We start from the raw sequence: 26600 nt of genomic DNA on the forward strand, positions 1-26600 counted from the left end.
GGCTCCGGGCTTGCGTCCCGTGCCGGAGCTCAGGTGTGCGAGCTCTGTAAGGTTCAGTGCCGCAGTTGGAGCACCCCCCAGTGGCTCGTGTCCCGGTATCCCTGCCCGGTGGCGTCGCTCCAGGTGACCGCGCCGGTCCTGGCGGCGCCCGTGGCGTCGTTGACCTGGACGTCGAAGCCGAGCAGCGTGCCGTCCCGCAGCGTGGCCGTGGGCAGCTTCACGGCGGCCTCGATCACGTAGCCGCCGGGGACGACCTTGGCGGCGGCCGTCAGGTTGCCCGCGATGGCGGCGGGGTCGAGCGGGCCGCCGACGGACGTCCTGCCCGAGAAGCCGATCCGGTACTGCCCGTCGTCGTCGCCATAGCCCCTGGTCTTGTCGTTGCCGGGGTCCACGAAGAACTCGACGGAGTCCTGCTCCCACGGGTTGGCCGACTCCTCGCTGAGCATGGGGTCGGCGACCTGCGCCAGCAGATAGAGCGTGTCGCCGTTCCACAGGGCCCGGGCCCGGGCGGTCGCCCCCGACGTGCCCTGGATCCAGGTGGCGGTGCGGATCTCCGGCGCCGGCGCCCAGGCCGGGTCGACGACTCCGTCGACCACCGGCCGGCGGTTGGGGGCGGTGGTCAGCTTCACCGCGGGCGTCGACGTGACCTTGCCCGTCCAGGAGGTCTGCGAGCCGCCGGAGGCGTCCGCGACCGCCACGGTGACGTCGGTGACGTGGGTGACGTGGGTGCCGGGTACCGCAGGGGGCCCCGTCGGGAACCGCGCCTCCACCCGGTAGCCGCCGGGCGTCTTCTCCACGGCCGTGTCGGGGCCGTGCGGGTGGCCGTCCTCGCGCCGGACGGTGTACGTCCTGCCGCCCACGGTGAACGTCACCGTGTCTCCGCGGTCGGCGCTCGGGTCGCGCACCTCGGCCAGGACGTACAGGCTCGTGGCCGACGAGCGGGCCTGGAACGTGGCGGACACGTCGCCGACCCGGGCGATGGGAACGTCGGGCAGCAGGTCCCATTCGAGCTCGCGCTTGCCGTCCACCTTCGGATTGGCCGCGGGGGCCTCCAGCCTGCGCACCAGGGGCGGCAGCTTCGCCGGATCCACGACGCCCCAGTAGGCCGGCTTGGCCTGGAGTTCGTCGTCGAACAGCAGCGGGGCGTTCAGCCGGGTGATCGGGAAGGTCGACAGCCAGGTGTCGTCGTCGGCCAGACCCCAGACCGTGACCGAGCTGATCTGGCTCTTGTGCCTGCGGAAGACGTCGAACAGCTCCTTGTAGCGGTAGCCCTGCTCGGCGAGCACCTCGGCCGGCACCTCGTCGTACGTGGAGACGAAGTCGGGGTAGACGCTCACGTCCAGCTCGGTGATCTGCTGGTCCACGTGGAGCGTCGCGAACTTCTCGATGGTGGCCTCGACCTCGGAGGCCGGCGGCTGCTCGATGTTGAGGTGAAGCTGGTGGCCGACGCCGTCGATGGGCACGCCCTCGGCCTTCAGCTTCTTCACCAGGGCGTACAGCGCCTCCCGCTTGCGCGGGAACTCGGTGTTGTAGTCGTTGATGAACAGCTTGGCGGCCGGGTCGGTCTCGTGCGCGACGCGGAAGGCCGTGCGGATGAAGTCGAGGCCGGTGATCTGGAACCACTTCGACCGGCGCAGGCCGTCGGGCTGGTTCTCGTCCACCACCTCGTTGACCACGTCCCAGACCGCGATCTTGCCCTTGTAGCGGCCGACCAGCGTCCTCACGTGGTTCGTCAGCCGTGTCAGCAGCAGCGCCTTGTCCGCCGGCGAGGCGGTGAGGTCGCGGTCGCCGTCCTTGAACACCCAGTCGGGCGTCTGGCTGTGCCAGGCGAGCGTGTGGCCGCGGAACGTGAGGCCGTGCTCGACGGCGTAGTCCACCAGGTAGTCGCCCTCGCCGAAGGTGAACTCGCCCTCGCTCGGCTCGGTCGCGTCCCACTTGAGGGCGTTGCCGGGGGTGACCCCGCTGAAGTGCTTGAGCAGCAGGTCGCTGTGTTCGCCGATCGTCTGCGCGCGGGAGATCGCGGCGCCCAGCGTGAACGGCACCTCGTCCTTGGCCGAGGGGATGTCCGTCTGGATCGGCTTGGGCTCGACGTACGTCAGGGCGAAGTCGTCCAGGTAGAAGGGGAACGTGCCGGCGTCGGACTCCACGTAGACGCTGAGGAAGTCCACGTCGTACGCGAGCGTGTAGGTGCCGGTGAGCTCCACCCACTGCCCCGCCGGTATCGCCTTGGGCGCGGCCACCCGCTCGTAGCTGGGGGTGCCGTTCGTCCGGCGCTCGATCGACAGGCCGAGGTTGCCCGAGGACATGTCAGGGCCGAGCCGCACCCAGGCCGACAGCGTGTACTTCGACCCCTTGGCCATCTTGCCGAGCACGCTGATCGCCGGGCCGTCCCAGAAGTCCGCCCGGTTCGTCACCGCGAGACTGTTGGCGCCGCCGTGCGCGACGTCGGTCGTGGCCGTCAGGGACGCCGAGGCGCGCGGCGACCAGCCCTGCGCCGTGCCGGTCTCGAAGTCGGTGCTCAGGCCCGAGCGCGTGGGATCGGTGTCGGAGGTGATGACGATGTCGTCGATGTAGTAGGTGGCGGTGGCCTCGGAGCTCTCGGCGTAGAGCTGCAGGCCGGTCGAGTCGGCGCTGAAGGCGTAGGTGCCCGACAGCTCGGCCCAGCCGCCGTCGGTGACGGTCGCGGCGGCCACCCGCTCGTAGGTGGTCTCGCCACCGTCGGGTGTGCGCTGCATGGTCAGGGCGATCGTGCTCGGCGGCTCCCCGCTCACCATCCGGGCGTACGCCGTGACCTGGTACGTGACGCCCTTCTCGAAGGGCGGGGTGATGGACGCCCCATGCCAGGTTGCGGTGCGGCCGGAGGTGAGCAGGGAGCGAGACCCCGAATGCGCGGCGTCCGAGGTCGCGCCGACCTCGACCCCGTCGCCTCTGGGCCCCCATCCCTGGGTGGTGCCGTCTTCGAAGTCGTACTTCGCGACCTGCACGGCCGCGGCGTGAGCGGCTGTCGCACTCGCCGCGACCGCCGGTAATCCCGTGAACAGGCACAGGACCACCGCGGCCGCCCGGTGAAGGAGGCTGCGCATCGGGAGGTCTCCTCGTTCCACGCTAGCGCGCGGCCAGGTTGTCGGCGAGAAGCCGGATGAGGGGCTCACGCCGGGTGCAGTTGGACAGGGCGAAAGAGTCGGCGAGCGCGAGCAGCTCGTCGTCGTCCAGCCCGCGGAACAGCTCGGCATACTCGGGCAGCAGAGCCTGGGCGATCAGGATGTGCCGGACGAGGTCGTCGGTCTGGTAGCGGGCGCCCCACGGGTAGGGGTCCCAGGAAGGGAACTCCGTGTCGATCAACCGGTGCAGCGGCGCCAGCTCGCTCGCCGTCTCCTCCATCGTGGAGCCCCACCGGTCGGCGCCGAGCCGCTTCTTCTTCGCCATGAACGGCCCGAACCGCTCCATGTAGGACCCGCCCGCGCAGACCAGGCCCTGCAGTCCGACGTCCTTGTAGGTCCAGATGGACCACCCGGCCTCGTGCGCGTCGTAGATCTCCAGCTGGTCGCGCAGGATCTGGTAGCGCTGCTCGTCCACCAGGGGGTCGCCGGAGTAGACGGGCCCGAACTCGCCGACCCAGATCGGCGTGCCGGTCTCCCGCTGGAAGGCGGTGCGGCGGGCGAAGGCGCGCTCCAGCTCCTCGCGGTCGCACCACTCGCCGCGCGTGTACCCGGGGTACGGCCCGCCGTGGGCGAAGCCGGCCAGCGCGTAGTCGTGGCAGACGAACACGGTGTTCTCGTAGACCTCGCGGAACACCGAGAAGTCGGTCGAGTAGGTGTTCCCGTCGAGGAACAGCACGTGGGCGGGGTCGACGGCGCGCAGCGCCTTGACCAGCCGGTCGTAGAAGGGCCCGACCACCTGGCCGCTCGGGTCGGCCGGCTCGTTGATCGGGTTGTAGCCCGCCACCCACGGGTTGTCCTTGTAGCGGTCGGCCATCGCCTCCCACAGGTGGACCGCCCGGTCCTGGAAGTGCCGGTGCTGCCAGAAGGCGGCGACGTGGGTGGGGTTGTCGGAATGCCAGTGCTGGTTCTGGGCCCCCGGCAGCGCGTGCAGGTCGATGACGCTGTAGACGCCCCGCTCCCCGAGAATCCCGATGACCCGGTCGAGGTGGCGGAAGCCGCGCTCGTTGATCTCCATCGGCCGGTCGTCCGCCTCGAAGTGGCGGTAGTTCACCGGGATCCGCACGCAGTTGACGCCGACCTCCCGCAGAAGGTCGGCATCCGCCTCAGTGAAGAACGAAGTCAGGAAACGGTCGAAGAACATCTCATAGCGGTCCTCGCCGAGCACCCCCCGCACCGCCGCGCGCATCGAGGACTCGTCGGCCGGATATCCGGTGATGAAGTTCTCCATGTTGAGCCAGCCGCCCAGGCCGGTTCCCCGCAGCCTGACCGTGTTGCCCGCCTCGTCCACCAGCCGGGATCCGGACACGCGCAGCAGCGTCATCGTGCTCTCCTCAATCCTCGAAACCGGCGGATCCTCGAGTTCGGGCGGCGCGGCCGGAGGGCGTCCGCCCCGTCTCCTCCCCCGCCACCCGCCGTCGGCAGTCGTGCTGAAAGTTTCGGTCAATATCCGAATGTTTCGTGGTCCGGAGAATAAGTAAAGCTGAGGTTAAGCGTCAAGGGCGCTCACGGCTTGATCAGAGCGGTCTGGCGTCTTATCAGGGGTAACCGGTTCAGGTATCCCGAAAGTTTCGGCTACGATCAGCATCATGCCAGTGAAGAGGCGGGTGACCATCGCCCAGATAGCGGAGGAGGCCGGAGTCTCCGTTCCGACCGTGTCCAAGGTGATCAACGGCCGTCCCGAAGTGGCGCCCGAGACCCGTCAGCGGGTGGAACGCCTCCTGCAGAAGCACGGCTACCAGCGCAGGACGGGGCAGGGCGATGGCCCGGTCGGTTTACTGGACCTGGTCTTCGCCGAAATCGAGAGCCCGTGGGCCATGGAGCTGGTGCGCGGGGCCGAACAGGCCGCGCACGAGGCCGCCGCGAGCGTCGTGATCTCCGTGCTGCACACACACGCGGGCCCCGGCCGTGACTGGCTGGAGCGCATCGCGGCGCGGCGCACCGACGGTGTGATCATCGTCAGCTCCCGGCTCTCCGTGCGCCAGCAGGGGCAGCTCAGCGCCCGATCGATCCCCTTCGTCGTCGTCGACCCCGAGGGCGAGCCGCCGCCCGGCGTGGCGTCGGTCGGCGCGACCAACTGGCACGGCGGCCTCGCGGCCACGCGCCACCTTCTCGACCTCGGCCACACCCGGATCGGCATGATCGGCGGACCGCCCGACATGTTGTGCAGCCGGGCCAGGATCGACGGCTACCGCGCCGCGCTGGAGACCGCCGGGGTGTCCATCGACCCCGAGCTCATCCGCTACGGCGACTTCCTGGTCAACTCGGGCCACGACGCCGGTCACGCGCTGCTGTCGCTGGACAACCCCCCGACCGCCATCTTCGCCGGCAGCGACATGCAGGCGTTCGGCGTGTTCGAGGCGGCCCGGCAGCGGGGCCTGCGGGTGCCCGAGGACCTCAGCGTGGTCGGCTTCGACGACCTGCCGCTGTCCCGGTCCGCGTGGCCGCCGCTGACCACCGTACGCCAGCCCCTGGAGGAGATGGCCGCGCTGGCGGCGCGGATGGTCCTCGCCATGGGCCGGGGCGAGAACACCGAGGCCCGCCGCGTCGAGCTGTCCACCGACCTGGTGGTCCGGGAGAGCACCGCACGGCCCCGGTGAGGCCGAGACGCCCCCATGATCGTCCAAAATGGGAGGGCTTGGACGAATGGGGGCGGGATGACCGACGAACACGCTAAGGTTTCTGCGGATATCGCCGGGTTCGCGGGACGGGGCTGACGGTTGCGGAGTTCGCGTGGAGCGGCCGTCACGGCATTCGCCGCGGCGCTCATGCTTCTGGGAGGTTCCGGGTCGGCGGCCCTCGCGGCGCCGGTCCGCGACGGTGCCGCGACGGCGCGAGCCGGAACGGCACAGGTCGGGACGGCGCAGATCGGGACGGCGCAGGTCGGGACGGCGCAGGTCGGGACGGCGCGGGCCTCGGCGTGGACCACGCCACAGCGAGGCGCGGAGCACGCGTCGGCGTCGGCTGTTCCGGGCGCATCGTCGACCACCCTGGCATCGGTCGTTCCCGGTGAGCGGCTGACCACCCTGGCGGCCGCGGATCCCGGCAGGCGGACGGCCGGAGCGGCGGAGGAGCCGCCGGTCGAGGAGCAGCCCTGCCCGGTGGCCGTGCCGTCTGGCACGACCTGCGGATATCTTCTCGCCCCCGAGCGGCGTGACGTCCCCAACAGCAGAACCATCAAGGTCGGCTACGCGGTGCACCGGGCGTCACCGGCCGCGGGCCAGGCGGCCGACCCCGTCGTCTACATGAGCGGCGGGCCGGGATCGGCCTCGCTCCAGCTCACCGGGTTCCTCACCCGGATGTTCCCCGGCCGTGACGTGGTCGTCCTCGAACAACGCGGCGGGCGCTACTCCGAGCCCAGGCTGAGCTGCCCCGAGATCGTCCGCGGGGTCGTGGGCACCCTGAGCACGCCCGGGCCCGCGTCGGCGGAGACCGCCCCGCTCGCCCGGCAGGCGATGGCCTGCCAGTCGCGCCTGGAGGCCGAGCACGTCGACCTGCGCGGCTACAACACCTCCGAGATCGCGGCCGACGTCGTGGACCTGCGAGCCGCGCTCGGCTACCCGGGCTGGTACCTGTTCGGCGTCAGCTACTCCACCCGCCCGATGCTGCTGGCGGCGGAGCGCGACCCGCAAGGCACCCGAGGGATCGTGCTCGACTCGCTGCTTCCCTCGGGCTCCCGCTGGTACGACGAGTCGTCCGCCGCGCTCTCGGCGACGATGACCAAGCTGGGAGTCGCCGCCCGGTTCGACGCCGTGGTGAAGGCGCTCAACGCGCACCCCGCGACGTACGAGACCCGCGACCCGCTCACCCGGGAGCGGCTGACGGTGCAGCTCAACGGGGACGACGTCGCGACGATCCTCGGCGAGTCGCTGCACGAGGCCGACGTGGCCGCGATCGTGCCCGCCCTGGTGGACGGGCTCGCCTCCGGGCGCACCGAGCTGCTGCAGCCTCTGGTGGACGCGGCCGGCGACGCGCTGACCTCGTACGAGTGGGGCCTCTACTACGCCGTCCAGTGCCAGGACGAGACGCCGTACAACACCTTCCGGAACGCGCGGAGCCCCCGGCTGTTCACAGGGGTCGTCGACGAGGCGGTCTGCGACGCCTGGGGCCTGCCCGCCGCACGGACCGAACCCGACCTGCTGACCTCGCACACGTCGGTCACCACCCCGGCCTCGTCGAACCCGGCCTCGTCGAACTCCGCCTCGTCGGACGGAGCGACACCGGCAGCATCATCAGAGGAGACGACGCCGGAAGACACGTCATCGGACGGGGCAGCACCGGAGGACACGCCGTCCGAGGGCGCGTCGCCGGAAGGCGCCACGTCGGAGGGGGCGACGCCGCCGGTCCTGGTCCTGGGCGGCCAGTATGACCCCACCACCCCGCCGGAGGCCGCGCAGAAGGCGGTGTCGGCGGTGCCGGGCGCGCGGTTCGCCGAGTTCGCCGGGGCCGGGCACGCCGTCTTCCTGTCGAGTGCCTGCGGCCGCCAGACCATCGCCGCGTTCCTCGACGACCCGGCCGCGACGCGGCCCGTGTGCGACCCCGGCGCGGCGCCGTACCCCGTCGTGCGTCCGGGCGACCTGCTCCTCACGTCGTCGGCCTACCGGCTGTCGCGGTCGCCGATCCCGCTGGCGGTCCCCGCGGCGTTCCTGCTCGTGTCGGCCGTCCAGCTCGTCGCGGGCCTGGTCTCCCTGCTGCGCAGGCGCGGTGGCGGGCTGAGCGCGCTCGCGGGCCTGGCGGGGGTCGCGCTGGGTGGGCTGTCGGCGCTGAGCCTGTCGGGGGTCCGCGACTGGACGTCGTTCGCGATCGGGGTGCCGCACGCCCTGGCCTGGTATGGCCTGCTGGCCCTGGTCTCCACAGCGCTGTCGATCATCGAGGCGTTCCGGCTGAACGCCGCCGCCGCCCGGATCGTCCCCGCCTTGACCGGCCTCGCGCTCCTCGCCTGGCTGTACGGCTGGCTGCTGTCTTGATCAAGCCCGCCTTAAGGGTCGATTAAAAGGAAAGTTTCTTTATAGAGAGCGTTGACGCGGCTGGTCCGGCGGCTTACGTTCCGATCAGAGCCCAGGAGGCAGGATCGGCGGAGGCATCGCTGTGCGCTGGTCGAGATCATCGTCGGGTGACCGGGTGACCTACGGCGGCGTGGCCTGCCGGCGCAGGCAGCCGCACACCGCCCTGGCGGGCTGGGAGCCGCCCGGCGTCCCCGCCCTCCGGACCAGGCTCTGACCCACGTACGGACGTCCCGAGGCGACTCGCCCGGGCGTACGGCACAGCCTCCGGGCCGTACCGGACCGGTGACACCGGCGCGGCCCGGAGCCGGCGCCCCGGCGGTCTCGTCCGATCACGAATCGGGAGACCGCCGGGCGTCGCGCGCGCCCGCGACGCGCTCATCCCTTCGTGCATCCCTTCGTGGCGAGACCCCGGCCACGACGGGCGACGTGCCTGGTCACCAGCAGCATCCCGCCGACCGAGGCCAGCATGCCGGCGGCGACGACCGGCACGACCGCGCCGAACCCGGAGGCCCCGGCGACGAGGCCGAACAGCGGAGGCCCGACGAGCGCGCCCACGCTGCCCATCTGGGCCACCATCCCGGTGCCCACGTCGGCGTGGTCGAGGCGTTCGAGCACGAGGGGAAGCGCGGCGAAGGCGAAGGCGCCCAGCAGCCCGTTCTCCAGGGAGACGATCCCCGCGCCGGTCGCCGCGGCGGCCAGCGGCGCGTCCGCGCCGTAGGCGAGCCAGGCGGCCGGCACGACCAGCAGCCCTGACAGGGCGAGCACGGCGAGCGGCACGCCCCGCCGGAGCAGGACTCCCACCGACAGCCCGCCGAGGACGCCGACGAACGAGATCGCCGAGGTCAGCGCGCCCGCGGCTCCCGCCGAGCTCGCGTGCTCGTCGATCAGGAGCGTGGGCAGCAGCACGACCACCGGCATCGTCACCAGCACCATCAGGCAGAAAGACGCGGTGAGCAGGGCGGGCCACGCCAGCGCCCGCGCACCGGGCACGGGCCCGGCGGCCGCCTCGGACGCGGACGTCCGCGGCAGCCGCGTCCGGACGGCCACCGTCATCAGCACCGTCAGCCCCGCGATCAGCAGCACCCAGCCGCGCCAGCCGAGCGCCTCGCCGGCGACGCCGCCCACGAGGGTGCTCACACCGATGCCCACCGGGACGAACGTCGCCCAGATCGACAGCGCCAATCCCCTGTCCCGTTCCTCGGCGAGGTGGAGGACCAGCGCCGGGCAGGCGACGGTGACCACGAGATAGCCGACCCCTTCGGCGACGCGGGCGGCCAGCAACCACCCGAAGCTCCCCGCGGCCGTGCTCAGCGCGCTCGCCGCCACCATCAGCGCCAGCGCGGCGATCAGCGACCTGCCCGCGCCGAACCGGCGGACCAGATAGCCGGCCGGCAGCCCGGCGACGGCGCCCACCCCGACCACCGCCGAGATCGCCCAGCCCAGTTGCGACAGCGACAGCCCGAGCTCATCGGCCATCGACGGCCCGACCGCGGAGAACTTGCCGTAGCTCATCGCCGCCACCACGCCGGTGAGGTAGATGACGATGATCGTCAGCCACGGCGAGCGCCGCACTGGCGCCTCGTCGCGCCCGGATCCGCCCACGGTCCGGTCGGGGGTCATCAGCTCCTCCTCAGCGGCGGTGGCCAGGACGTCGGCACGGCGCCGAATGCCGATGCGGCCGTCGTCCACTCAATCAGGGAAATGCGTACGCCACCCGAAAGATCACTCGAAACGGTCATCCCGGCACGGTCCGCAGCCGTCGCCGGGTGGCCTCGCGGCATGGGCGGGCCCCGATCAGTGGGACCATGGCTGGGTCGGCGCCCGGCAAAAAGGAAGGCAAGGCAGGTGGACCAGGTCGCCCGGATGGACAAGGACACCCCACCTACGCACGGCGGTCGCCGTCGTCTACGGGTGCTCGCCGCACCGCACGGCCCCACTGGCGCGCTCGCCGCACCACGCCGCCGCCTGCGGGTGCTGGCCATGCCGCTGCTGGCCCTGCTCTCGGTGCTGCTGATCGCGACGCCCGCGCAGGCCCACGACGTGCTCGTCGGCAGCGATCCCAAGGACGGCGCGGTCCTCGGCACCATGCCCTCCACCGTGACGCTCACCTTCGACCAGGCCGTACGCCGCGACTTCGCGCGGATGGCCGTCACCGGGCCGGACGGCGCGCACTACGAGCAGGGCGAGATCACGGTCGACGGCAGGAACGTCTCCATCGGCGTACGCACGGGCACACCGTCGGGGGACTACGCGATCGGCTACCGGATCGTGTCGAACGACGGTCACCCGGTCACCGGCGCCGTGAAGTTCACCGTGACCGGCGGGGGCGCGGCCCCCGGCGCGGTCACCGCGCCGACGGCCGCTTCCGCGACCGGCACGGCGAACTCCGGCGCAGGGACGACCGGCACGGGGACGGTCGGCCAGAGCAGCGGAAGCTGGGTGTGGGGGCTGCTGGCCATCACCGCGGCCCTGCTGGCGCTGTGCACGCGCGTGCTCGTACGGCACGACCGTCGCCTGCGCGACGGGACGATCCCGGCTCCCCCGGCCGCCGGGACGCCGCGAGCGGCCTCTGCGGGCATCCCGGACTCGTCGAACACAGCACCGTCCAGCACAGCCCCGTCGGGCACAGCCCCTTCCGGCACAGAGCCGTCGAGCGCCGAGCCGTCAGGCGAAGAGCCGTCGCGCACTGAGGCGCCGGGCACTGAGGCGCCGGGCACTGAGGCGCCGGGCACTGAGGCGTCGGGCACTGAGGCGTCGGGCGCGCCCGGGTCAGCGGCAGGGGCGGCCGGCACGTCGGCGGCGGACTCCGGCGCGGACGGCCCGGCCACCGGGCGCTCCACCGCCGCCGGGACCGGCGCCGGAAGCTCCCCGGCCTCGGGCGGCGCCGCATGACCACGACCTCGGAACCCCACGTCTCGGCGGGCCGGTCCGGCACCGGCACCGGCACCGGCACCGGCACCGAGCATGCCCGCGCCCGGATCCCCGCGGCGGGGCTGACCGCCGGAGCCCTGCTCGCGGTCGTGATCGCGACCTGGCTCACGCTGCCCGGAAACGTGCCGGGGCTGCCCATGCCCGGCACGATCGTGGAGTATGGCCTGCCGGTCGTGCGGCTCGTGCTCGACCTGGCCGCCACCGCGACCATCGGGCTCAGCCTGCTCCCCAAGCTCCTCGGCTTCGACGACCCGGACCGGACCGAGCCGATCGCGGCCAGGGCCCGGCACTGGGCCGTGATGTTCTCCCTGGTCTGGTGTGCCGCCGCGCTGGTGTCGGCCGTCCTCAGCGCCGCCGAAGTCACTCCCGGCGCGTTTCCCGACGTGGCGGCGTACGTAGACGGCATCGGCGCGGGTCAGGGCATGATCGTGAGCGCGTCGTGCGCCCTGGCCAGCGCCGCCGTGGGGATGCTCGCGGTGCGGTTCGGCGAGAAGGTGCCCGCCGAGCTGCGGGTGCTCGTCGCCGGATTCGGGCTGCTGCCGCTCCCGGTCACCGGCCACGCCTCGAACTGGTACTGGCACGACCTCAGCATGGTCTCGATGGAGCTGCACGTCATCGGGGCCTGCGCCTGGGTGGGCGGCCTGGTCGCGCTCGCCGTCCTGCTGCCGCGCCATCGCGACCTGCTCGCCCGCACGCTGCCCCGGTTCTCCCGGCTGGCGACGTACGCACTGGTCGTCGTGGGGCTGTCCGGGCTCTTCAACGGCCTGGTGGAGCTTCTGCTCACGCCCGGCGAGAGTTTCCCCGCGTCGCTGTTCACCACAGGGTACGGCCGGCTCGTGATCGCCAAGGCGGTGTTCACCGCACTGATCGCGCTGCTGGGGGGCAACATCCGCTGGCGGCTGCTGCCCGCGATCACGCGTCAGGCCCCGACCGCGTTCGCGGCCTGGGCGGCCCTGGAACTCACCGTGATGGGCCTCGCGTACGGCGTCGCGGTGACGCTGACCAAGACCCCGGTCGCCTGACCCACCACGACCCACGCGCCCGGCCGGTCACCTGACCCACCAAGATCCCACGCGCTCCGTCGGCGGCCCGCCCCGTCTCATCGGCCGGGCCGCACCAGCCCGTCCCGCACCGCCGCACCCAGGCCGCACCACCCTGCCCGTCCCGCCGACCGGGCCACACCGCCATGCCCCCAGCGCCGGCCGGCTGCCCGCCCTGCCGTCCCGCCAGCCGGGCAGCACCACCCGGCTCGCTGGCCGTATTGCCGTGCCGGGCCCCCTCAGAGACGCCGAGAGCCGCCCCCCGGCAAGGGAGCGGCTCTCGGAGAGGCGGGTGAGCGCGTGGTGGGGATGATCAGGACGTCGGCTTGGACACGGCGGCGGACGCGGGCGTCACCTCGTCCGACTGCTCGGACACCGCAGCGGACGCGGAGGTCGTCTCAGACGTCGCTTCCGGCCCTGCGGGGCGCGGCGCGCCCGGCTCGGCCGTGATCTCCGGCTCCCCGGGGCGAGCATCCCCGGCGGTCCGGCTCTCCGCGGCGATCCGGTCCTCCGCGGCGGTCCGGTCCTCCGCGGCGGCGGCCGTCAGCCCCCTGCGGCCGGCGAACCACTCCAGCGCGTACCACACGACGGCCAGCGCGACGAGCCCGATCGGCCAGGCCTCCGCCGCGTACGGCGGGGCTTCGAGCACCCGGTCCTGCACCAACAGCCCGCCGTACACACCGGCGGTGGCGAGCGCCGCGCCCACGAGCGGCCGGATGTGCTTGATCGGCACCAGGAAGGCCAGGTCGACGCCGATCCCGGCGAGCAGGAAGAAGAACGGGACGGTCGAGGGCGGGAACCCGCCACCGACGAGCAGCGGCCAGATCAGGCACCGGTAGGCGACGTACACCCCGGCGATCGCGGTGGCGGTGTAGCGGCGGCCGACCATGACACGGGCGAAGACCAGGATCGCGACGCCCAGCACCCCCGCGTACATCGCGTAGACGATGTCCGGGATCGGCAGCGAGAACTTGAGCACCATGGCGCGGTCGACGGCCCTGCCCATCTGGTTGGCCGCGAACTCGAGCAGCGTCGGCTCGGCGTACGGCTGCCCGCGGTCCCAGGACGCCAGCTCCAGCACGCCGTATTCCTGCTGCAGCTCGGGGAAGTGCGCGTTCTCCAGGAAGAACGCGAACAGGCCGCCCAGCACCAGCGTGCGCCGTCTGCGGCTGATCTCGGCGTAGCGACCCGAACCGAGGTACCAGCCGCGGATCGCTCCGGCGAGCATCAGCGCGGTGCCGATGTACAGCAGCGCGTGGGAGGGGCTCCACGCGGTGATGTCGATGCCGTTGACCCGGTGGTTGATCAGGTCGAGCGGGATGGCGATGAGGAAGACCCCGGTGCCCCACACGATCAGGCGGGAGGCCGTGCGGTCCACCCCGTAGCCGGTGTACCAGTGCACGATCGTCAGCGCCACGGCGATCACGGTGCCGACCGTGTTGAGCAGGTGCGGCGGGGCCAGGTCGTCGCGCAGCCATTTGAAGTGCCACGACACGTCCCAGCTCGATCCGAGCACCTTGAGGACGAACGCCGCGAGCCAGCCCAGGTAGAGCACCCGGAAGAGGTCCTGCGGCGTCTGCCTGCCCGCCTCCCCCCGCGTCCAGTACGGAAGAGCCCACTCGATAGCGCGAGCGGGGATCTGCTTGAGCGGCGTTCCATTCACGCGCGAAATGATGCCGTTCCCCATGGTGGGGCGCAATCAGGGATTACCCCGATGCATCATCACGATTCGTGCCCGGATCGCGTCGGCGTGCGCCGTAGCGGTGGTTATCCACAGGCGGGGCGGCTCCTCAGCGGTCTCTCAGCGGAGACAAGTAGCATCGCGACATGGCGTTTCCGGGTGGGCGGCGTGCCCTCGCGATCGTTGTCACGCTGGTCATCCTGGTGGCCGGAGGCGTGACGTGGGCACTGTGGCCCTCCGACCCCGTGGTGAAGGGGCGTGACCTGGTCATTTCGGTCATGGACGGACCAGCCGACGACCAGCGCGTCGATCTCGACGCCACCTTCTATCCCCCGGCCTCCGGCGGCAGGGCTCCTGCTGTGCTGCTCGCCCACGGCTTCGGCGGCAGCAAGCAGGGCATGCGCGAGGAGGCGGGGCGGCTCTCGCAGCAGGGCTACGCAGTGCTGATCTGGTCGGCCCGCGGCTTCGGCCGCTCGACCGGGCAGATCGCACTCAACTCCCCCGACTACGAGGTCAAGGACGTACGGCAGCTGATCGACTGGCTCGCCGAACAACCTGAAGTGCGACTCGACGCCCCTGGCGACCCGCGCGTCGGGATCGCCGGCGGCTCGTACGGCGGGGCGATCGCGCTGATGACCGCGGCCTACGACAACCGCGTCGACGCGATCGTCCCGCAGATCACCTGGTACGACCTCGCCGACGCGCTCTTCCCCGACGCCTCGGGCAAGGGCCCGCTCAACGGCGTCTTCAAGAAGATGTGGGCCGGCATCTTCTTCAGCTCCGCCGCCGAACGGCTGGCCCCGGACGGCGGCGCCGGCGCGGGAGGCCTGGCCGGGCTCACGGGTGCGGTCACGGGCTCCGGCTCGGCGGGCGGCAACACCGGACAGGACGCCGCCGGGCAGAACAACGCCCCGCAGAGCCCGGGAGCGACCACACCTGCCACTCCGGCGGCCGGCCCGACCACATCGCCGGGTGGCCACGCGTCCGGGGGCCCGGACTCAGGGCGGATCCCGGGGGCCGAGCAGGTCCAGTGCGGGCGGTTCCTGCCGCAGATCTGCGACATGTATCAGAAGGTCGCCGAGACCGGCCGGGCCACCAAGGAGGCGGTCGATCTCCTGCGGCGGTCGAGCCCGATCTCGGTGCCCGGCCGGATCAAGGTGCCGACGCTGCTGCTCCAGGGTGAGCGCGACTCGCTGTTCCCGCTCTCCCACGCCGACGCCAACGCCCGCGCCGTCGCCGCCACCGGCGCCCCGGTCGAGGTCGCCTGGTTCAACGGCGGCCACGACGGCGGCGACGGCGAGGCCGACTGGCTGTACGACCGCACGACCGGCTGGTTCGACCACTACCTCAAGGGTGCCCCCGCGGGCGCGGGCGACTCCGCGGCGTTCACCGTGACCAGGGACGGCGGACGCGACCCGGGCACGCGCCGTCCTGTGCTCCTCCACGCCACCGCGGGCCGCTACCCCGGCCTGGCGGGCGCGGAGCGCACCACGGTCACGCTCAACGGCCCACGGCAGCCGATCGCCAACCCGGCGGGCGGATCGCCGTCCTCGATCTCGGCGGTCCCCGGCCTCGGCGGGCTGCTCGGCGGCAACGGCGGCGGCGCGTCGCTCGCGCTGGACATGCCCGGTCAGGCGGCCGTCTTCGAATCCGCCCCGCTGACGAAACCCACGCAGGTCACCGGCAGCCCGACCGTCACGATCAAGGTGTACGGCACGGGCGAGGCCACGCTGTTCGCCAAGCTCTACGACGTCTCCGGAGGGTCGCTTCCGGTGCTCCCGTCGAGCCTGGTCTCGCCGCTGCGGGTCACCGCGAGCGAGGCGGGCACTCCGATCACCGTGACGCTTCCGGCCATCGACAGGCGCTTCGACGCCGGGCACCGGATGCGGCTGGTGGTGTCCACCACCGACCTCGGATACGCCACGCCCGCCGCCCCCGCCGTCTATCAGGTAGCGCTGGACTCCCCCACCCTGGAGCTGCCGGTGGACGCGGCGCTGCGGACGCCCGCCACCGGCCCCGCGTGGTGGACGTGGGCCATGCCGCTCGCCGCGATCCTGGTCGCGGCCGTGCTCCTGCTGACCGGCAGGGTCAGGCGCCGCGGCGAGGCCGGCGACGACCTGGTGACGGACTCCGAGTCGGCCGGGGTGCCCTTGGTGATCAGCGGGCTGGGCAAGCGCTACCGCAACGGCGAGAAGGCCGTCGACGGCCTCTCGTTCCGGGTCGAGAAGGGCCAGGTGCTCGGCCTGCTCGGGCCGAACGGCGCGGGCAAGACCACCACCATGCGCATGCTGATGGGTCTCATCCACCCCGACGAGGGCGAGATCCGGATCTTCGGCACCCGGGTGCGGCCGGGGGCGCCGGTGCTGTCACGGCTCGGGTCGTTCGTCGAAGGGCCGGGGTTCCTGCCGCACCTGTCCGGCCGGGCCAACCTGGAGCTCTACTGGCAGGCCACGGGACGGCCGCCGCAGGACGCCCACATGGAGGAGGCCCTGGAGATCGCCGGGCTCGGCGCGGCCCTGGAGCGCGCGGTGCGCACCTATTCGCAGGGCATGCGCCAGCGCCTGGCCATCGCGCAGGCCATGCTCGGCCTCCCCGACCTGCTCGTGCTGGACGAGCCGACCAACGGCCTCGACCCGCCGCAGATCGCGGAGATGCGCCGGGTGCTCAAGGCGTACGCCGAGCAAGGGCGCACCGTCATCGTCTCCAGCCACCTGCTCGCCGAGGTCGAGCAGACCTGCACCCACGTGGTCGTCATGCACCGTGGACGGCTGGTGTCGGCCGGGCCGGTCGGTGACCTGCTCGGCGCCGCACCGGCCGCCAACGGCGCCGGCCCCCGCCTTGAGGACGTGTTCCTCGACCTGATCGGAGAGAGCCGTTGAGCCCGGCGAAGCGACCTGCCCCGGACCCGACCGGACCCGTCCCCGGCGGCGGACGGGCCACGCCGGTCGCCCTGGACGAATCGGACCGGCGCGCGGACGACCTGGGAGGCCAGGCGCCCGGCTACGCTCCGGGACGCACGCTGCCGCTGCGGGTGGAGTTCGTACGGCAACTGCGGCGGCGCCGGACAATGGCGATGTTCGGCGTGCTGCTCGCCCTGCCGTGGGTGCTCGTGGTGGCGTTCCAGTTCGGGCCGGCCGGGCGGGGCCAGAACAGCCTGCGGCTGTCGGACCTGGCCACGGCGGGCGGGCTCAACTTCGCGGCGTTCGCCCTGTCGGTGTCGGCCAGCTTCCTGCTGGTCGTCGCCGTGGCGCTGTTCTGCGGCGACACGGTGGCGAGCGAGGCGAGCTGGTCGTCGCTGCGCTACCTGCTGGCCGCGCCGGTCCCCCGCGACCGGCTGCTGCGCCAGAAGCTGGTGGTGGCGCTGGCCTACTCGGCCGCCGCGGTGACCGTGCTGCCGCTGATGGCCCTGCTCGCCGGCACACTGGCCTTCGGGTGGAACGACATCACCGTGCCGGGAACCGGCGAGGTGATCCCCGCCGTCGACGTGCTGCCCAAGTTCGCCATCGTCATCGGCTACGCCCTGGTCAGCCAGCTGGTGGTCGCCGCGGTCGCCTTCCTGCTGTCGGTCGGCACCGACTCCCCGCTCGGCGCGGTCGGCGGCGCGGTCGGCCTGGTGATCGTCAGCAGCATCCTGCAGGCGGTCGAGGCGCTGGGCTCGCTGCGCGAGTTCCTTCCGACCTTCTGGAACTCCGCGTGGCTCGACGCCCTCGCGCCGGAGCCCGACTACAGCGGCATGATCAAGGGTGTGGCGGTCTCCGTGACCTACTCGGTGGTCCTCATCGCTCTGGCCTTCCGCCGCTTCCGCCGCCGCGACGTCGTCTCCTGACCGGCCCTGACCGGCACCCGGGCTCACCGCCGCCTTCCGGCCGCGCGGGCGGCGTACGGCCTGGCATTCCAGCTAGCCGGAATGCCCAGGCATGGCTGGCAGCAGGGCACGATGGCGGCTGCCACGGCAGACAGCATTGGGCCGGCTGGGCCATGGTGGTGTGACAGGCCCCAACGGCGCCCTCACCCGCGCCGGGCCGGCCTGCCGACAGGGCACGGCGCACCCCGGACGGACGTACGAGACCGCCGCTGCCGCGGAACGCGACTGTGTAGCCGGAGGTGCCTGATGCAGATTGTCGTACGACCAGCGGGAACCGCGTCGTTCCGGATACCGGTCATGTCGCCGGCCCGGCACCTCCGCGCCACGCCGCCCTCCCTGCACGGGCGGACGGGACCGTCCCCGCGCCGCCCCGCGCCGGCGCCGCCGCCCCGCTCCGGACACCACACGGCGACGACGGTCACGCCCGACCCGGCGACACCGCGATGAACGTCATGTGCCGACACGTTCACCCAGCCGTCGGCGACCCGGCCGGCCGCACCCACGATTCGCACGGCGAAACCGCGATCTCCCTGTCGGCCGACGCCGCCGAGAGCGTGCTGAGGGAGCTCGCCGACGCCAGGAGCGAGCTGAAGCGGGCGGCCGACCGGCAACGCCGTTTCATGGCCGACGCGTCCCACGAACTGCTCACGCCTCTCGCCGGACTGCGGGCCCAGTTGGAGGAGGCCCGGCTGCACCCCGAGGAGACCGATCTCACCGAGCTCGTCGTCCACACGCTGCGCGACGTGGACCGCCTCCAGACGGTGGTCTCCGACCTGCTGGCGCTGCAGAAGGCGGGGACGAAGCCCTCTCAGGGGACGCAGCTCGCCGACCTGTCCGAGCTGGTCCTGACGCAGGTCGCCGGCCGGGCGCCCCGGATGCCGACGCTGTTCCAACTCGTCCCCGGAATGGTGATCAACGCTGTCGACAACGAGATCCACCGCCTGCTGGGCAATCTGCTGGACAACGCGCAGCGCCACGCCAGAAGCAAGGTGCTGGTGGAGGTGCGCCAGGAGGGCGCCCACGCGGAGATCTCGGTGTCCGATGACGGTGACGGCATCGCCGAAGCGGATCGGGAGAAGATCTTCGAGCCGTTCACCCGCCTGGACGAGTCCCGATGCCGCAGCCGGGGCGGTTCCGGCCTCGGCCTCGCCATCGCACGCGAGATCGTGCGGGCCCACGGCGGGACCATCAGTGTGGAGGACGCGCCGGAGGGCGGCGCGCGCTTCGTCGTCCGCCTGCCGCTCGCCGAACCTCTCGCCCATCCGGCCGCGGACGGACACCCGAGGCCGTGACCGTCGCCTGTCAGCCGTCGCGGATCGGGATGACGGCGGTCAGCGTGGTGCCGTGGCCGATCGGGCTGGTTATCTCGATGGTCCCGTCGAGCGCCTGGACGCGGTCGCTGAGACCGATGAGCCCGGAGCCCTTGGCCGGGTCCGCGCCGCCTGCCCCGTCGTCGCGGATCACGACCGTGGCGCCTTCGGCCGTCGCCTGGACGTCGACGCCCACCAGGGAGGCTCGCGCGTGCTTGGCCACGTTGGTCAGCGACTCCGAGACGATGTAGTAGACGGCCACCTCGACCCGCTCCGGCAGGCGTTCCGCGACGCGCACTCTCAGGTCGACGGGGACGGCCGAGCGGCGCGCGAGCATTTTCAGCGCGGGTCCGAGACCGCCCTTGGACAGGATCGCCGGGTGGATGCCGCGCGACAGCTCCCGCAGGTCCTCCAGCACCAACGTCAGGCCCTCGGCCGTGTGGGACAGTTGCTGCCTCAGCTCAGGCAGCTCCGGCGGCACGGCGGCCTCGGCCATGCGCACCTGCAACCCCAGAGAGACGAGGCGCTGCTGTGCCCCGTCGTGGAGGTCGCGTTCGATCCGGTGCCGGGTCTCGTCCGAGGCGGCGACCACACGGGCGCGTGAGGCGGCGAGCTCGTCGCGGGCCAGTGCGTTGGAGATGGCCGTCACGACCAGCTCGGTGAAGTCCCGCATGCGTTCCTCCACGCCCTCCGGTCGCCGCTCCAGGCCACGGAAGAAGGTGATCATCACGCCCCACAGGCGTCCCTCGACGACGATGGGGCCGCCGATCGCGACGCCGTTCTCCTCGTCTCTGGCCCACCTGCCCAGCTCGCCGGCCGTGGTCTCGTCCACCATGATCATTTCCGGTTGCCCGGTTCGCAGGACGAGGGCCGACAGGCCCTCCTCGTGAAGCCGCCGGCGCAGGCCCACGGGAGGCGGGGGCCCGCCGTCCGACGCGCTCCAGGAGCTCATCAGGACGACCGTCCGGTCAGGCTCGTAGCGTTCGATCGCCGTGTGGTCCGCGTTCACGATCAGGCCCATCTCACGGGCGACCGCGCCGAAGATCTCTGTCGGGCGGACTCCGCGCGCGACCAGTGTCGCGACCCGGCGCAGCGCGGCCTGCTCCTCGGCGACCCTGGCGAGCTCGTCCCGGCTCGCCGCAAGGGCGCAGGCGGCGGCCTCACGATGACGCGCCGCCACCAGCGCCGCCTCCAGCGAGGGCACCACGCGTTCTCGCAGGCGGCGCAGCGTCGTCTCCGGCAGACCCGTGGGCACGACGAGCGAGCCGAACCGGGTGCCCTCGTCGCTGAGGGGCAGCGTGGTGTGGCTCCGGTCGTCGCCGACCGGCCCGAATTTGACCGCCAGGGACGGCAGACCGAGGTCCCGGGCCAGACGCCGGGCCACGACCGGCAGCACCGCGCACAGATGGTCGGCACGCAGGAGGAGACGGGCCGTGCCGGCGCTGACGTCGGCCTCGCAGCGGCGCTCGTCGGCTTCCAGGAGCAGCGCTCGCAGCAGCGCCGCGGCACCGCTGACCAGCAGCGCGACCACCAGGAAGACCACCAGCGCGATCCACGACCAGCTGGTGAAGAGCGTGATCCGGTGTGTCGGGGGGATCAGGAAGAGGTCGTAGACCAGACCACTCCCCAGCGCGGTCACCACGCCGAACGGCAGACCCCAGAAGTACGAAACCAGGAGAATTCCAGGGAGATAAACTAGGCCCAAGGGACTCGTGGAGGCCATCCGGGCCAGCGGGAGGGCCAGAAGCGTCTCCGCTGTCACGCATACGACTCCGACGACGACGCCCAGCGCCAGAGGCGGACGTCTCATACGAAGCAGCGACGACAGCAATCGCGCGCGCATAACCCAACGGTACGCGGCCATATGTACCACATAGGCGCTGGTCGGCCGCAGATGGCGGGACCACCCGATCGCCGGCACGATCGAGGCGGTCCCTACGCGGCGTGACCGCGCCTGAAAGGCGGCGGAACGGTGGACGAGGCCTCGGCACGAGTGGTCCTGGCGGACGACGACGTTTTGTTGCGCGAGGGAATGGCGAGCCTGCTGGAGCGATCGGGGTTCGAGGTCGCCGGCCAGGCGGGGAACGCGCCCGAGCTGATCGCCCTCGTCCGGCGCTGCCGCCCCGACCTCGCGATCGTCGACATCCGGATGCCTCCGCGGCACACCACGGAGGGCGTCGAGGCGGCCAAGGTCATTCGCACGGAGTTCCCCGAGGTGGGCATCCTGCTGCTGTCGGCGCACGTCGAGGTCGATCAGGCGATGGAGCTGCTCGCGGCCGGCCATCGCATCGGCTATCTGCTCAAGACCCGGGTGACCGCGGTGTCCGAGTTCGTCGCGTCACTGAGACGCATCGTCGACGGCGGCTCGGTCGTCGACCCCAGCCTCGTGGCGGAACTGATCAACGCCCGCCGACGGCAGGATCCGCTGGAGCAGCTCACCCAGCGTGAGCGCGAGGTGCTCGCCCTCATGGCGGAGGGCCGCTCGAACGCGGGAATCGCGCACAAACTGTGGATCACGGAGGGCACGGTGGAAAAGCACGTGCGCAGCATCATGTCGAGGATGCGGCTGCCGGAGACGGAGGACGACCACCGCCGCGTGCTCGCCGTGCTCACGTTCCTGGACGCCCGCTGACGCCGCCCGAAGCGAGAAAGACCGGCCGAGCGGCCCAGGCGCTGGGAGTGCTCACTCACCGGCGGCGACCAGAGACCGAGTCCGCCTGACCGGTGCGGCCCGTTCAGGCGCTGGACTTCCGGAGGATCTCGTCGATGGCCCGGCCCGAGAGGCTCGGCTTGGACAGGAAGGCGACGGCCGGGCTGGCCGCGATCATGTCGGCGTAGTCCTGCTCGTCGTACGTGGAGATCAGGATGATCCGGGGGCGACGGCCCCCTGCCTCTTCCGAGAGCCGCCTGACCACGTCGAATCCGTTCTCCTCGCCCAGGTCGATGTCGACCAGCACGAGATCCGGCCGCAGCCTGCGGAACCGCCGGAGGGCCTCGGCGGAGGTGGCCGCCATGCCCACGACAGCGATGCCGTCCGCCTCCAGCATCCGGCGGGCGGCCTCCTTGAAGTGATCGCTGTCATCGACGATGAGACACCGCAGGGCCACATCTCCAGGGTCGCATCGGGGCACGCCCGGGTCATTGCAGGTAGCCGCCATCCCGAAGTCCGGAGGGCATCCAGACGCAATGGGGGCTTCCAGCGCAGACAACAGGACTTTTGCCCGTAATTGTGTGAAATGCGAGCGGGTGGCCGTGAAGCGGGAACGTCGGCTTCATGAGGTCACCAGCCCGAACCGGCTTTTCGTGAACTGTCCGCCGCCCGCGAAGGATCGAGGTGACACGCATGTGCCCGCACACCCCGCCGTGTCCGCCCGCGTACGCCCCCGACCGCGACGCCGCCCGCCTCGTGGCCTTCCACCCCGAGCAGGGATGGGGGCTGCTCTGCAACGGCGTCGTGGTGTTCGACGACACCGGCGAACTGCTGCCCGACGGCCGGAGCCTCCTCCCCCACCGAGCCCGCTACGCACAGGCCGCGTGAGCCCATGAGCACGACCATGCTCGCCCTCGCGGTCCGGCAGCCGTTCAGCGCTCTCCCCGGGGAACGGCCCCGCGCCGTGCGGAACGGCGCGGACGACGACGGCGTGCCGCAGACGCGCCGGTCCTCCTGGCGCCTCCCCGCGGCCCCGGCCTCCACGTGCCGGGCGCGCGATCTCGTCCGCGCCACGCTGCGGGACTGGACGGGATGCACGGAAGGCGAGGTGGCCGAGGTGGCCGAACTCCTCGTCAGCGAACTGGTCGCCAACGCCCTGCTGCACGGGCGGGGAGAACCGGTCCTCACGCTCACGCTGCGGGACGGCGTCCTGCGGTGCGAGGTCGAGGACGAGGCCCGCGTTCCGGTGCGGGCGCGCGGCGAGTCACCGGACGACGCCGAGGGCGGCCGGGGGCTGCTGATCGTCGATTCCCTGGCCCGCTCCTGGGGCGTACGCCCGACGAACAGGGGAAAGGCCGTCTGGTTCGAGCTGGCGACGGGGTCCTGACGCGACCTCAGTCCCAGTGAGGCGGGCGTTCCTCCAGCAGGCGGGAGACGTCGGAGTCGGAGCGCCAGTCGCCCCACCCGAGGTCGGTGTCGTCGCTCGTCTGGTCGGGCAGCACCGGCAGCCCCTCGTCGAAGAGGTCCACCGGACGCATGTCATCCGGATGCTGCACACTCACGCAGCCAATGCTACTGGCTCCTTCCGGAGCCGCGAAGCCGCGCCGGCCGCTTGAGCCCCATGCGCCCCATGAGCCCCGCGAGCCGGACAACGGGGAGTCTTGGGCGATTGCCGGGCGGCGCTGGGACTCCTTCCCCCGAAGAGAGATCACGCCGCCACATCGCCGGGCAAACGTCACGCCCGTACCACCGGACAGCCAACCGCACGCAAAGGTACGATGCGGGAGCAGGGAGCACGCCGGACGAACCCCCCGTGAGGCGGCATGGCAACGCCAGCAGGATGGCGGCAAGAGGGCAACCTGCCCGTGGAGCTGACGAGCTTCGTCGGGCGCACACGGCTGCTCGCGTCGCTGCGACAGAAGCTGCAGGAGCACCGGCTGATCACCGTCACGGGCATCGGCGGGGTCGGCAAGTCGCGCACCGCGCTGCGCCTCGCGCACCAGGTGCGGCGCCAGTTCAGGGACGGCGTCTGGTACGTCGACCTGGCCCGGCTGCAGGACCCCGCGATGGTCTACCACACGATCACGGCCGCGCTGGGCATCGCCGACCAGTCACCGCGGGAGGGGTCGGCCACCCTCACCGAGTGGCTGGCCGACCGGGAGCTCCTGCTCATCCTGGACACCTGCGAACACCTGGTCGACGCCTGCGCCCAGCTCACCCAGAACCTGCTCAACACCGCGCCGCACCTGCGCATCCTCGCGACGAGCAGGCGGTCGCTCAACGCGCCGGGCGAGTACACGGCCGCCGTGCCGCCGCTGACGGTGCCCGGCGACAACCCGTCGGAGAATCCGTTCACCAACGAGGCCGTCGAGCTGTTCGGCATCCGGGCCTCCGCCGTCGTGCCCGACTTCGTGGTGGACGAGGACAACGTCTCGGCCGTGGCCGAGCTGTGCCGCCGTCTCGACGGAATCCCGCTGGCCATCGAGTTGGCCGCCGTACGCCTGCGCACGCTGTCGGTCGAGCAGATCCTCGCGCTGCTCGCCGACCGGTTCAGCCTGCTCGCCGGGGCCAGCCGTACGGCGCTGCCGCGGCATCAGACGCTGCGCGCGGCGATCGGGTGGAGCCATGAGCTGTGCGAGCCGGCCGAGCGGCTGCTGTGGGCGCGGCTGTCGGTGTTCGCCGGCGACTTCGACCTCGACGCGGCCCGCAGCGTCTGCGCCGGCGAGGCGCTGCCGGCCGAGCAGGTCCTCGACGTGATCGGCGGCCTGGTCGACAAGTCGGTCCTGCTGAGCTTCCCCACCCCGGCCGGACAGCGCTACCGGCTGATCGACACGCTGCGGCAGTACGGCGGCGAGTGGCTCGACAAGCTCGGCGAGACGCAGGACCTGCGGCAGCGCCACCGCGACTACTACCTGCAGCTCGCCGAGCGCAGCGAGCACTCGTGGTCGGGGCCGCGCCAGGTGCACTGGTACACGCGGATGCGCCAGGAGCACGACAACATCCGCGTCGCGCTCGACTACTGCCTCTCGACGCCGGGTGAGGAACGCGTCGGCCTCGAGCTGCTGTCGGCCCTGTGGTTCCTGTGGGTGGCCTGCGGCTTCGCCCGCGAGGGCGTGGTCTACCTGGAGCGCGCGCTAAAGACCAGTCCCTCGCCCAGCAAGGAGCGCTGCAAGGCCCTGTGGGTGCTGGCCTACATCCGCAGCGCCCAGGGCGACATGGCGGGCGCGCTCTCGGCGGCCGAGCAGTGCAGCACCGACGCGGTGCGCGTGGGCGACTCGGGCGCGGTGCTGCTGGCCACCAAGATGCAGGGCACCGCGGCCATGCTGCAGGGCGACGCGAAGAAGGCGACGGCGCTGCTCGGTGTCGCGATCGAGTTCCACCGCGGCGGCCGGGAGCTGAACCCGGGCCTGCTGCCGGCGATCGTCGAGCTGTCCATGGTGTTGTTCGCGCAGGGCGACTATGAGGAGGCGGAGACGCTGCTGGCCGACTGCCTGCAGGTCTGCCAGGAGCGCGGCGAGCTGTGGCTGCGGTCCTACGCCTGGTATGTCTCCTCCCTCGTTCACCGCGCGACCGGCAGGCGCGACGAGGCGCTGGTGGCGTGCAAGGAGGCGCTGCGCATCAAGCGGCACTTCCACGACGTGCTCGGGATCGTCCTGTGCGTGGACAACCTCGCCACGCTGAACCTGGAGGCCGGCGAGCCGGAACGGACGGCGACCCTCCTCGGGGCGGCCCAGGCCAACTGGCGGACCTTCGGGCTGCCCCAGTTCGGGTCGCCGTTCTTCACGACCGAGCACGAGCAGTGCGTCAAGGAGTGCAAGAAGCTGATCGGCGACGCCGCCTACGACGAGGCGTACGCCGTCGGGACCCGGTTCAGCCTCGGCGACCTCGTCGAGTACGCGCTGGACGACCTCGACGACTTCCACCTCGGCTGACCGGGCCGCCGATCGGCGGTGATCACTGCCAGGCGCCGAAATACCGGGAGCTGGTCAGCGAGTAGTCCACGCTGCCGCTGATCCAATACTGCAGGCCCCGCACGTACGCGCTGACGGCGGGCGAGCCGAGCGCCTCGGCGGCCGGGGCGAGCGCCGCCATCGCGGCGACCGCCTCGTCGCGCATCGCGCCGATCCGGTCCATCGCCTCCTGGACCGTGCACCCGGTGTGCCCGACAAGCACGCTGACGAGGTTGTTGCGGATGTTGGCCTCATCCCGCTCCTTGGCGTACGAGATGAGGTCGTTGTCCCAGACGACCACGTCGTTGGCGTGCTCGGTCATCTCGTGCACCACCGGATGCCGCCACTCGTCGGTGGTGAGGCAGACCTCCGCGGCCACGTCGATCAGCGCGAAGACGGTGAGCATCGCACCGGTCCTGCGGCGCATGAAGATGTAGTCGTCGATCGTCGGGACGACGTCGTCCTCCCGGTTGGCGGCCTCCCAGACCTGGGCGAACAGGTAGTCCTTGACCGTCGCCCGCCACCGGTCGAGCTGGTCGGGGGTGCCGTTCCTCCTGATCCGCGTCTTGATGTCGAGCAGTGCGCGGGCGAAGACGTTCTCGACGGGTTCGTCACCCTCGTTGTCCTCGACCACGGTGTAGAGCTGGGGCAGGGCACGGGCGATCTCGGCCGCCCGCCGGTCCGACTCACAGTAGGCGTCGTCGAACGCGAACAGCCACACGCACCAGTCGGTGACGAGCTGGCACAGCTCCCGGGAGGCGTACGGGTAGGTCCGGGCGCCGAGCCATCCGTAGCGAGCGAGCCGGAAACGCTCGAACTGGTCGTCGTCGGCGATCATGCCGGAGGCGGCCAGCCAGGCCAGAGTGTCCCGGTTCACCTCGTCGACGTGCGGGTTCACCGCACTCGGGAAGGGGCAGGTGAGCGAGGGAAGGCGGAGGGGGCTCCCTCTCAGGGAATCCGCTTTCGCAGTAGCCATCCGACAAGCATGGTCCCACCAGATGATCGGCGC

At 71.9% G+C, this 26600-nt stretch carries 20 protein-coding genes; 12 read left to right on the forward strand and 8 right to left on the reverse strand.

Features of this window, described 5'->3' with window-relative positions; genetic code table 11:
* Positions 1-53 precede the first annotated feature (53 nt).
* Together HCK04_RS04425 and HCK04_RS04430 are read right to left on the reverse strand one after the other, a co-directional pair.
* A complete protein-coding gene (locus HCK04_RS04425) occupies positions 54-3083 on the reverse strand; it encodes an endo-1,4-beta-xylanase (protein WP_168065651.1) in 3030 nt (1009 codons plus the stop codon).
* Positions 3084-3105: 22 nt separating this feature from the next.
* Positions 3106-4482, reverse strand: coding sequence for a cellulase family glycosylhydrolase (locus HCK04_RS04430; RefSeq protein WP_142645595.1), 1377 nt, complete (start codon positions 4480-4482; stop codon positions 3106-3108).
* 265 nt (positions 4483-4747) lie between these two features.
* On the opposite strand from HCK04_RS04430, the gene HCK04_RS04435 reads away from it, so the two are divergent.
* The 3 genes from HCK04_RS04435 to HCK04_RS44085 all read left to right on the forward strand — a co-directional run bounded on the left by HCK04_RS04435 (position 4748) and on the right by HCK04_RS44085 (position 8378).
* Positions 4748-5758, forward strand: coding sequence for a LacI family DNA-binding transcriptional regulator (locus tag HCK04_RS04435; protein ID WP_079316791.1), 1011 nt, complete (start codon positions 4748-4750; stop codon positions 5756-5758).
* 168 nt (positions 5759-5926) lie between these two features.
* On the forward strand, positions 5927-8125 hold the full coding sequence (locus HCK04_RS04440; protein WP_142645596.1) for an alpha/beta fold hydrolase: 2199 nt from the start codon (positions 5927-5929) through the stop codon (positions 8123-8125).
* A 154-nt stretch (positions 8126-8279) separates the two neighbouring features.
* Positions 8280-8378 carry a hypothetical protein gene (locus HCK04_RS44085; RefSeq protein WP_346776130.1) on the forward strand — a complete coding sequence of 33 codons (99 nt, stop codon included), beginning with the start codon at positions 8280-8282 and terminating at the stop codon, positions 8376-8378.
* Positions 8379-8539: 161 nt separating this feature from the next.
* Here HCK04_RS44085 and HCK04_RS04450 read toward each other — a convergent pair whose 3' ends face one another.
* Positions 8540-9853, reverse strand: a complete 1314-nt coding sequence (locus HCK04_RS04450) for an MFS transporter (RefSeq protein WP_142645597.1) — start codon at positions 9851-9853, stop codon at positions 8540-8542.
* A 156-nt stretch (positions 9854-10009) separates the two neighbouring features.
* Between HCK04_RS04450 and HCK04_RS40925 the strand changes: the two genes are divergently transcribed.
* Both HCK04_RS40925 and HCK04_RS04460 read left to right on the forward strand, forming a co-directional pair.
* Positions 10010-11056 (forward strand): copper resistance protein CopC, encoded by a 1047-nt coding sequence (locus tag HCK04_RS40925; protein WP_260617112.1) that lies wholly within the window; start codon positions 10010-10012, stop codon positions 11054-11056.
* Positions 11053-12117: a CopD family protein gene (locus HCK04_RS04460; protein WP_142645598.1), complete on the forward strand. Its 1065-nt coding sequence runs from the start codon at positions 11053-11055 to the stop codon at positions 12115-12117. Before HCK04_RS40925 ends, HCK04_RS04460 begins: the two co-directional genes overlap by 4 nt.
* 331 nt (positions 12118-12448) lie before the next feature.
* On the opposite strand, the gene HCK04_RS04465 is transcribed toward HCK04_RS04460, so the two are convergent.
* Complete coding sequence (locus HCK04_RS04465) at positions 12449-13798, reverse strand: hypothetical protein (protein WP_185948916.1); 1350 nt, start codon at positions 13796-13798, stop codon at positions 12449-12451.
* Positions 13799-13962: 164 nt separating this feature from the next.
* On the opposite strand from HCK04_RS04465, the gene HCK04_RS04470 reads away from it, so the two are divergent.
* The 3 genes from HCK04_RS04470 to HCK04_RS04480 all read left to right on the forward strand — a co-directional run bounded on the left by HCK04_RS04470 (position 13963) and on the right by HCK04_RS04480 (position 18973).
* Positions 13963-16695, forward strand: coding sequence for an alpha/beta fold hydrolase (locus HCK04_RS04470; RefSeq protein ID WP_142645599.1), 2733 nt, complete (start codon positions 13963-13965; stop codon positions 16693-16695).
* Positions 16692-17642 carry an ABC transporter permease gene (locus HCK04_RS04475; RefSeq protein WP_312845716.1) on the forward strand — a complete coding sequence of 317 codons (951 nt, stop codon included), beginning with the start codon at positions 16692-16694 and terminating at the stop codon, positions 17640-17642. Before HCK04_RS04470 ends, HCK04_RS04475 begins: the two co-directional genes overlap by 4 nt.
* A 491-nt stretch (positions 17643-18133) precedes the next feature.
* Positions 18134-18973, forward strand: a complete 840-nt coding sequence (locus HCK04_RS04480; RefSeq protein ID WP_168065653.1) for a HAMP domain-containing sensor histidine kinase — start codon at positions 18134-18136, stop codon at positions 18971-18973.
* Between the two features lie 10 nt (positions 18974-18983).
* Here HCK04_RS04480 and HCK04_RS04485 read toward each other — a convergent pair whose 3' ends face one another.
* Positions 18984-20834: a DUF4118 domain-containing protein gene (locus tag HCK04_RS04485; protein WP_168065655.1), complete on the reverse strand. Its 1851-nt coding sequence runs from the start codon at positions 20832-20834 to the stop codon at positions 18984-18986.
* 129 nt (positions 20835-20963) lie between these two features.
* On the opposite strand from HCK04_RS04485, the gene HCK04_RS04490 reads away from it, so the two are divergent.
* Positions 20964-21623, forward strand: coding sequence for a response regulator transcription factor (locus HCK04_RS04490; RefSeq protein WP_260617113.1), 660 nt, complete (start codon positions 20964-20966; stop codon positions 21621-21623).
* A gap of 103 nt (positions 21624-21726) precedes the next feature.
* Here the strand turns inward: HCK04_RS04490 and HCK04_RS04495 are convergent, their stop codons facing one another.
* Entirely contained in the window at positions 21727-22098 is a 372-nt protein-coding gene (locus HCK04_RS04495) for a response regulator transcription factor (RefSeq protein WP_221889862.1), read from the reverse strand.
* A gap of 236 nt (positions 22099-22334) precedes the next feature.
* On the opposite strand from HCK04_RS04495, the gene HCK04_RS04500 reads away from it, so the two are divergent.
* Together HCK04_RS04500 and HCK04_RS04505 are read left to right on the forward strand one after the other, a co-directional pair.
* Positions 22335-22529: a DUF5999 family protein gene (locus HCK04_RS04500; protein WP_142645856.1), complete on the forward strand. Its 195-nt coding sequence runs from the start codon at positions 22335-22337 to the stop codon at positions 22527-22529.
* Positions 22530-22533: 4 nt separating this feature from the next.
* The gene (locus tag HCK04_RS04505) at positions 22534-23028 is read left to right on the forward strand and encodes an ATP-binding protein (RefSeq protein WP_142645603.1); all 495 of its coding nucleotides are present in this window, start codon (positions 22534-22536) and stop codon (positions 23026-23028) included.
* A gap of 7 nt (positions 23029-23035) precedes the next feature.
* Here HCK04_RS04505 and HCK04_RS04510 read toward each other — a convergent pair whose 3' ends face one another.
* Positions 23036-23203 (reverse strand): hypothetical protein, encoded by a 168-nt coding sequence (locus HCK04_RS04510; protein WP_167530435.1) that lies wholly within the window; start codon positions 23201-23203, stop codon positions 23036-23038.
* A gap of 261 nt (positions 23204-23464) precedes the next feature.
* Here HCK04_RS04510 and HCK04_RS04515 point away from each other — a divergent pair, with 261 nt between their 5' ends.
* The gene (locus HCK04_RS04515; RefSeq protein ID WP_142645604.1) at positions 23465-25573 is read left to right on the forward strand and encodes a tetratricopeptide repeat protein; all 2109 of its coding nucleotides are present in this window, start codon (positions 23465-23467) and stop codon (positions 25571-25573) included.
* A 22-nt stretch (positions 25574-25595) separates the two neighbouring features.
* Here the strand turns inward: HCK04_RS04515 and HCK04_RS04520 are convergent, their stop codons facing one another.
* Entirely contained in the window at positions 25596-26489 is an 894-nt protein-coding gene (locus tag HCK04_RS04520; protein WP_142645605.1) for a 4-epi-cubebol synthase, read from the reverse strand.
* Between the last annotated feature and the right edge of the window lie 111 nt (positions 26490-26600).

This window comes from Microbispora sp. CL1-1 (genome assembly GCF_012034195.1).
GTDB lineage: Bacteria > Actinomycetota > Actinomycetes > Streptosporangiales > Streptosporangiaceae > Microbispora.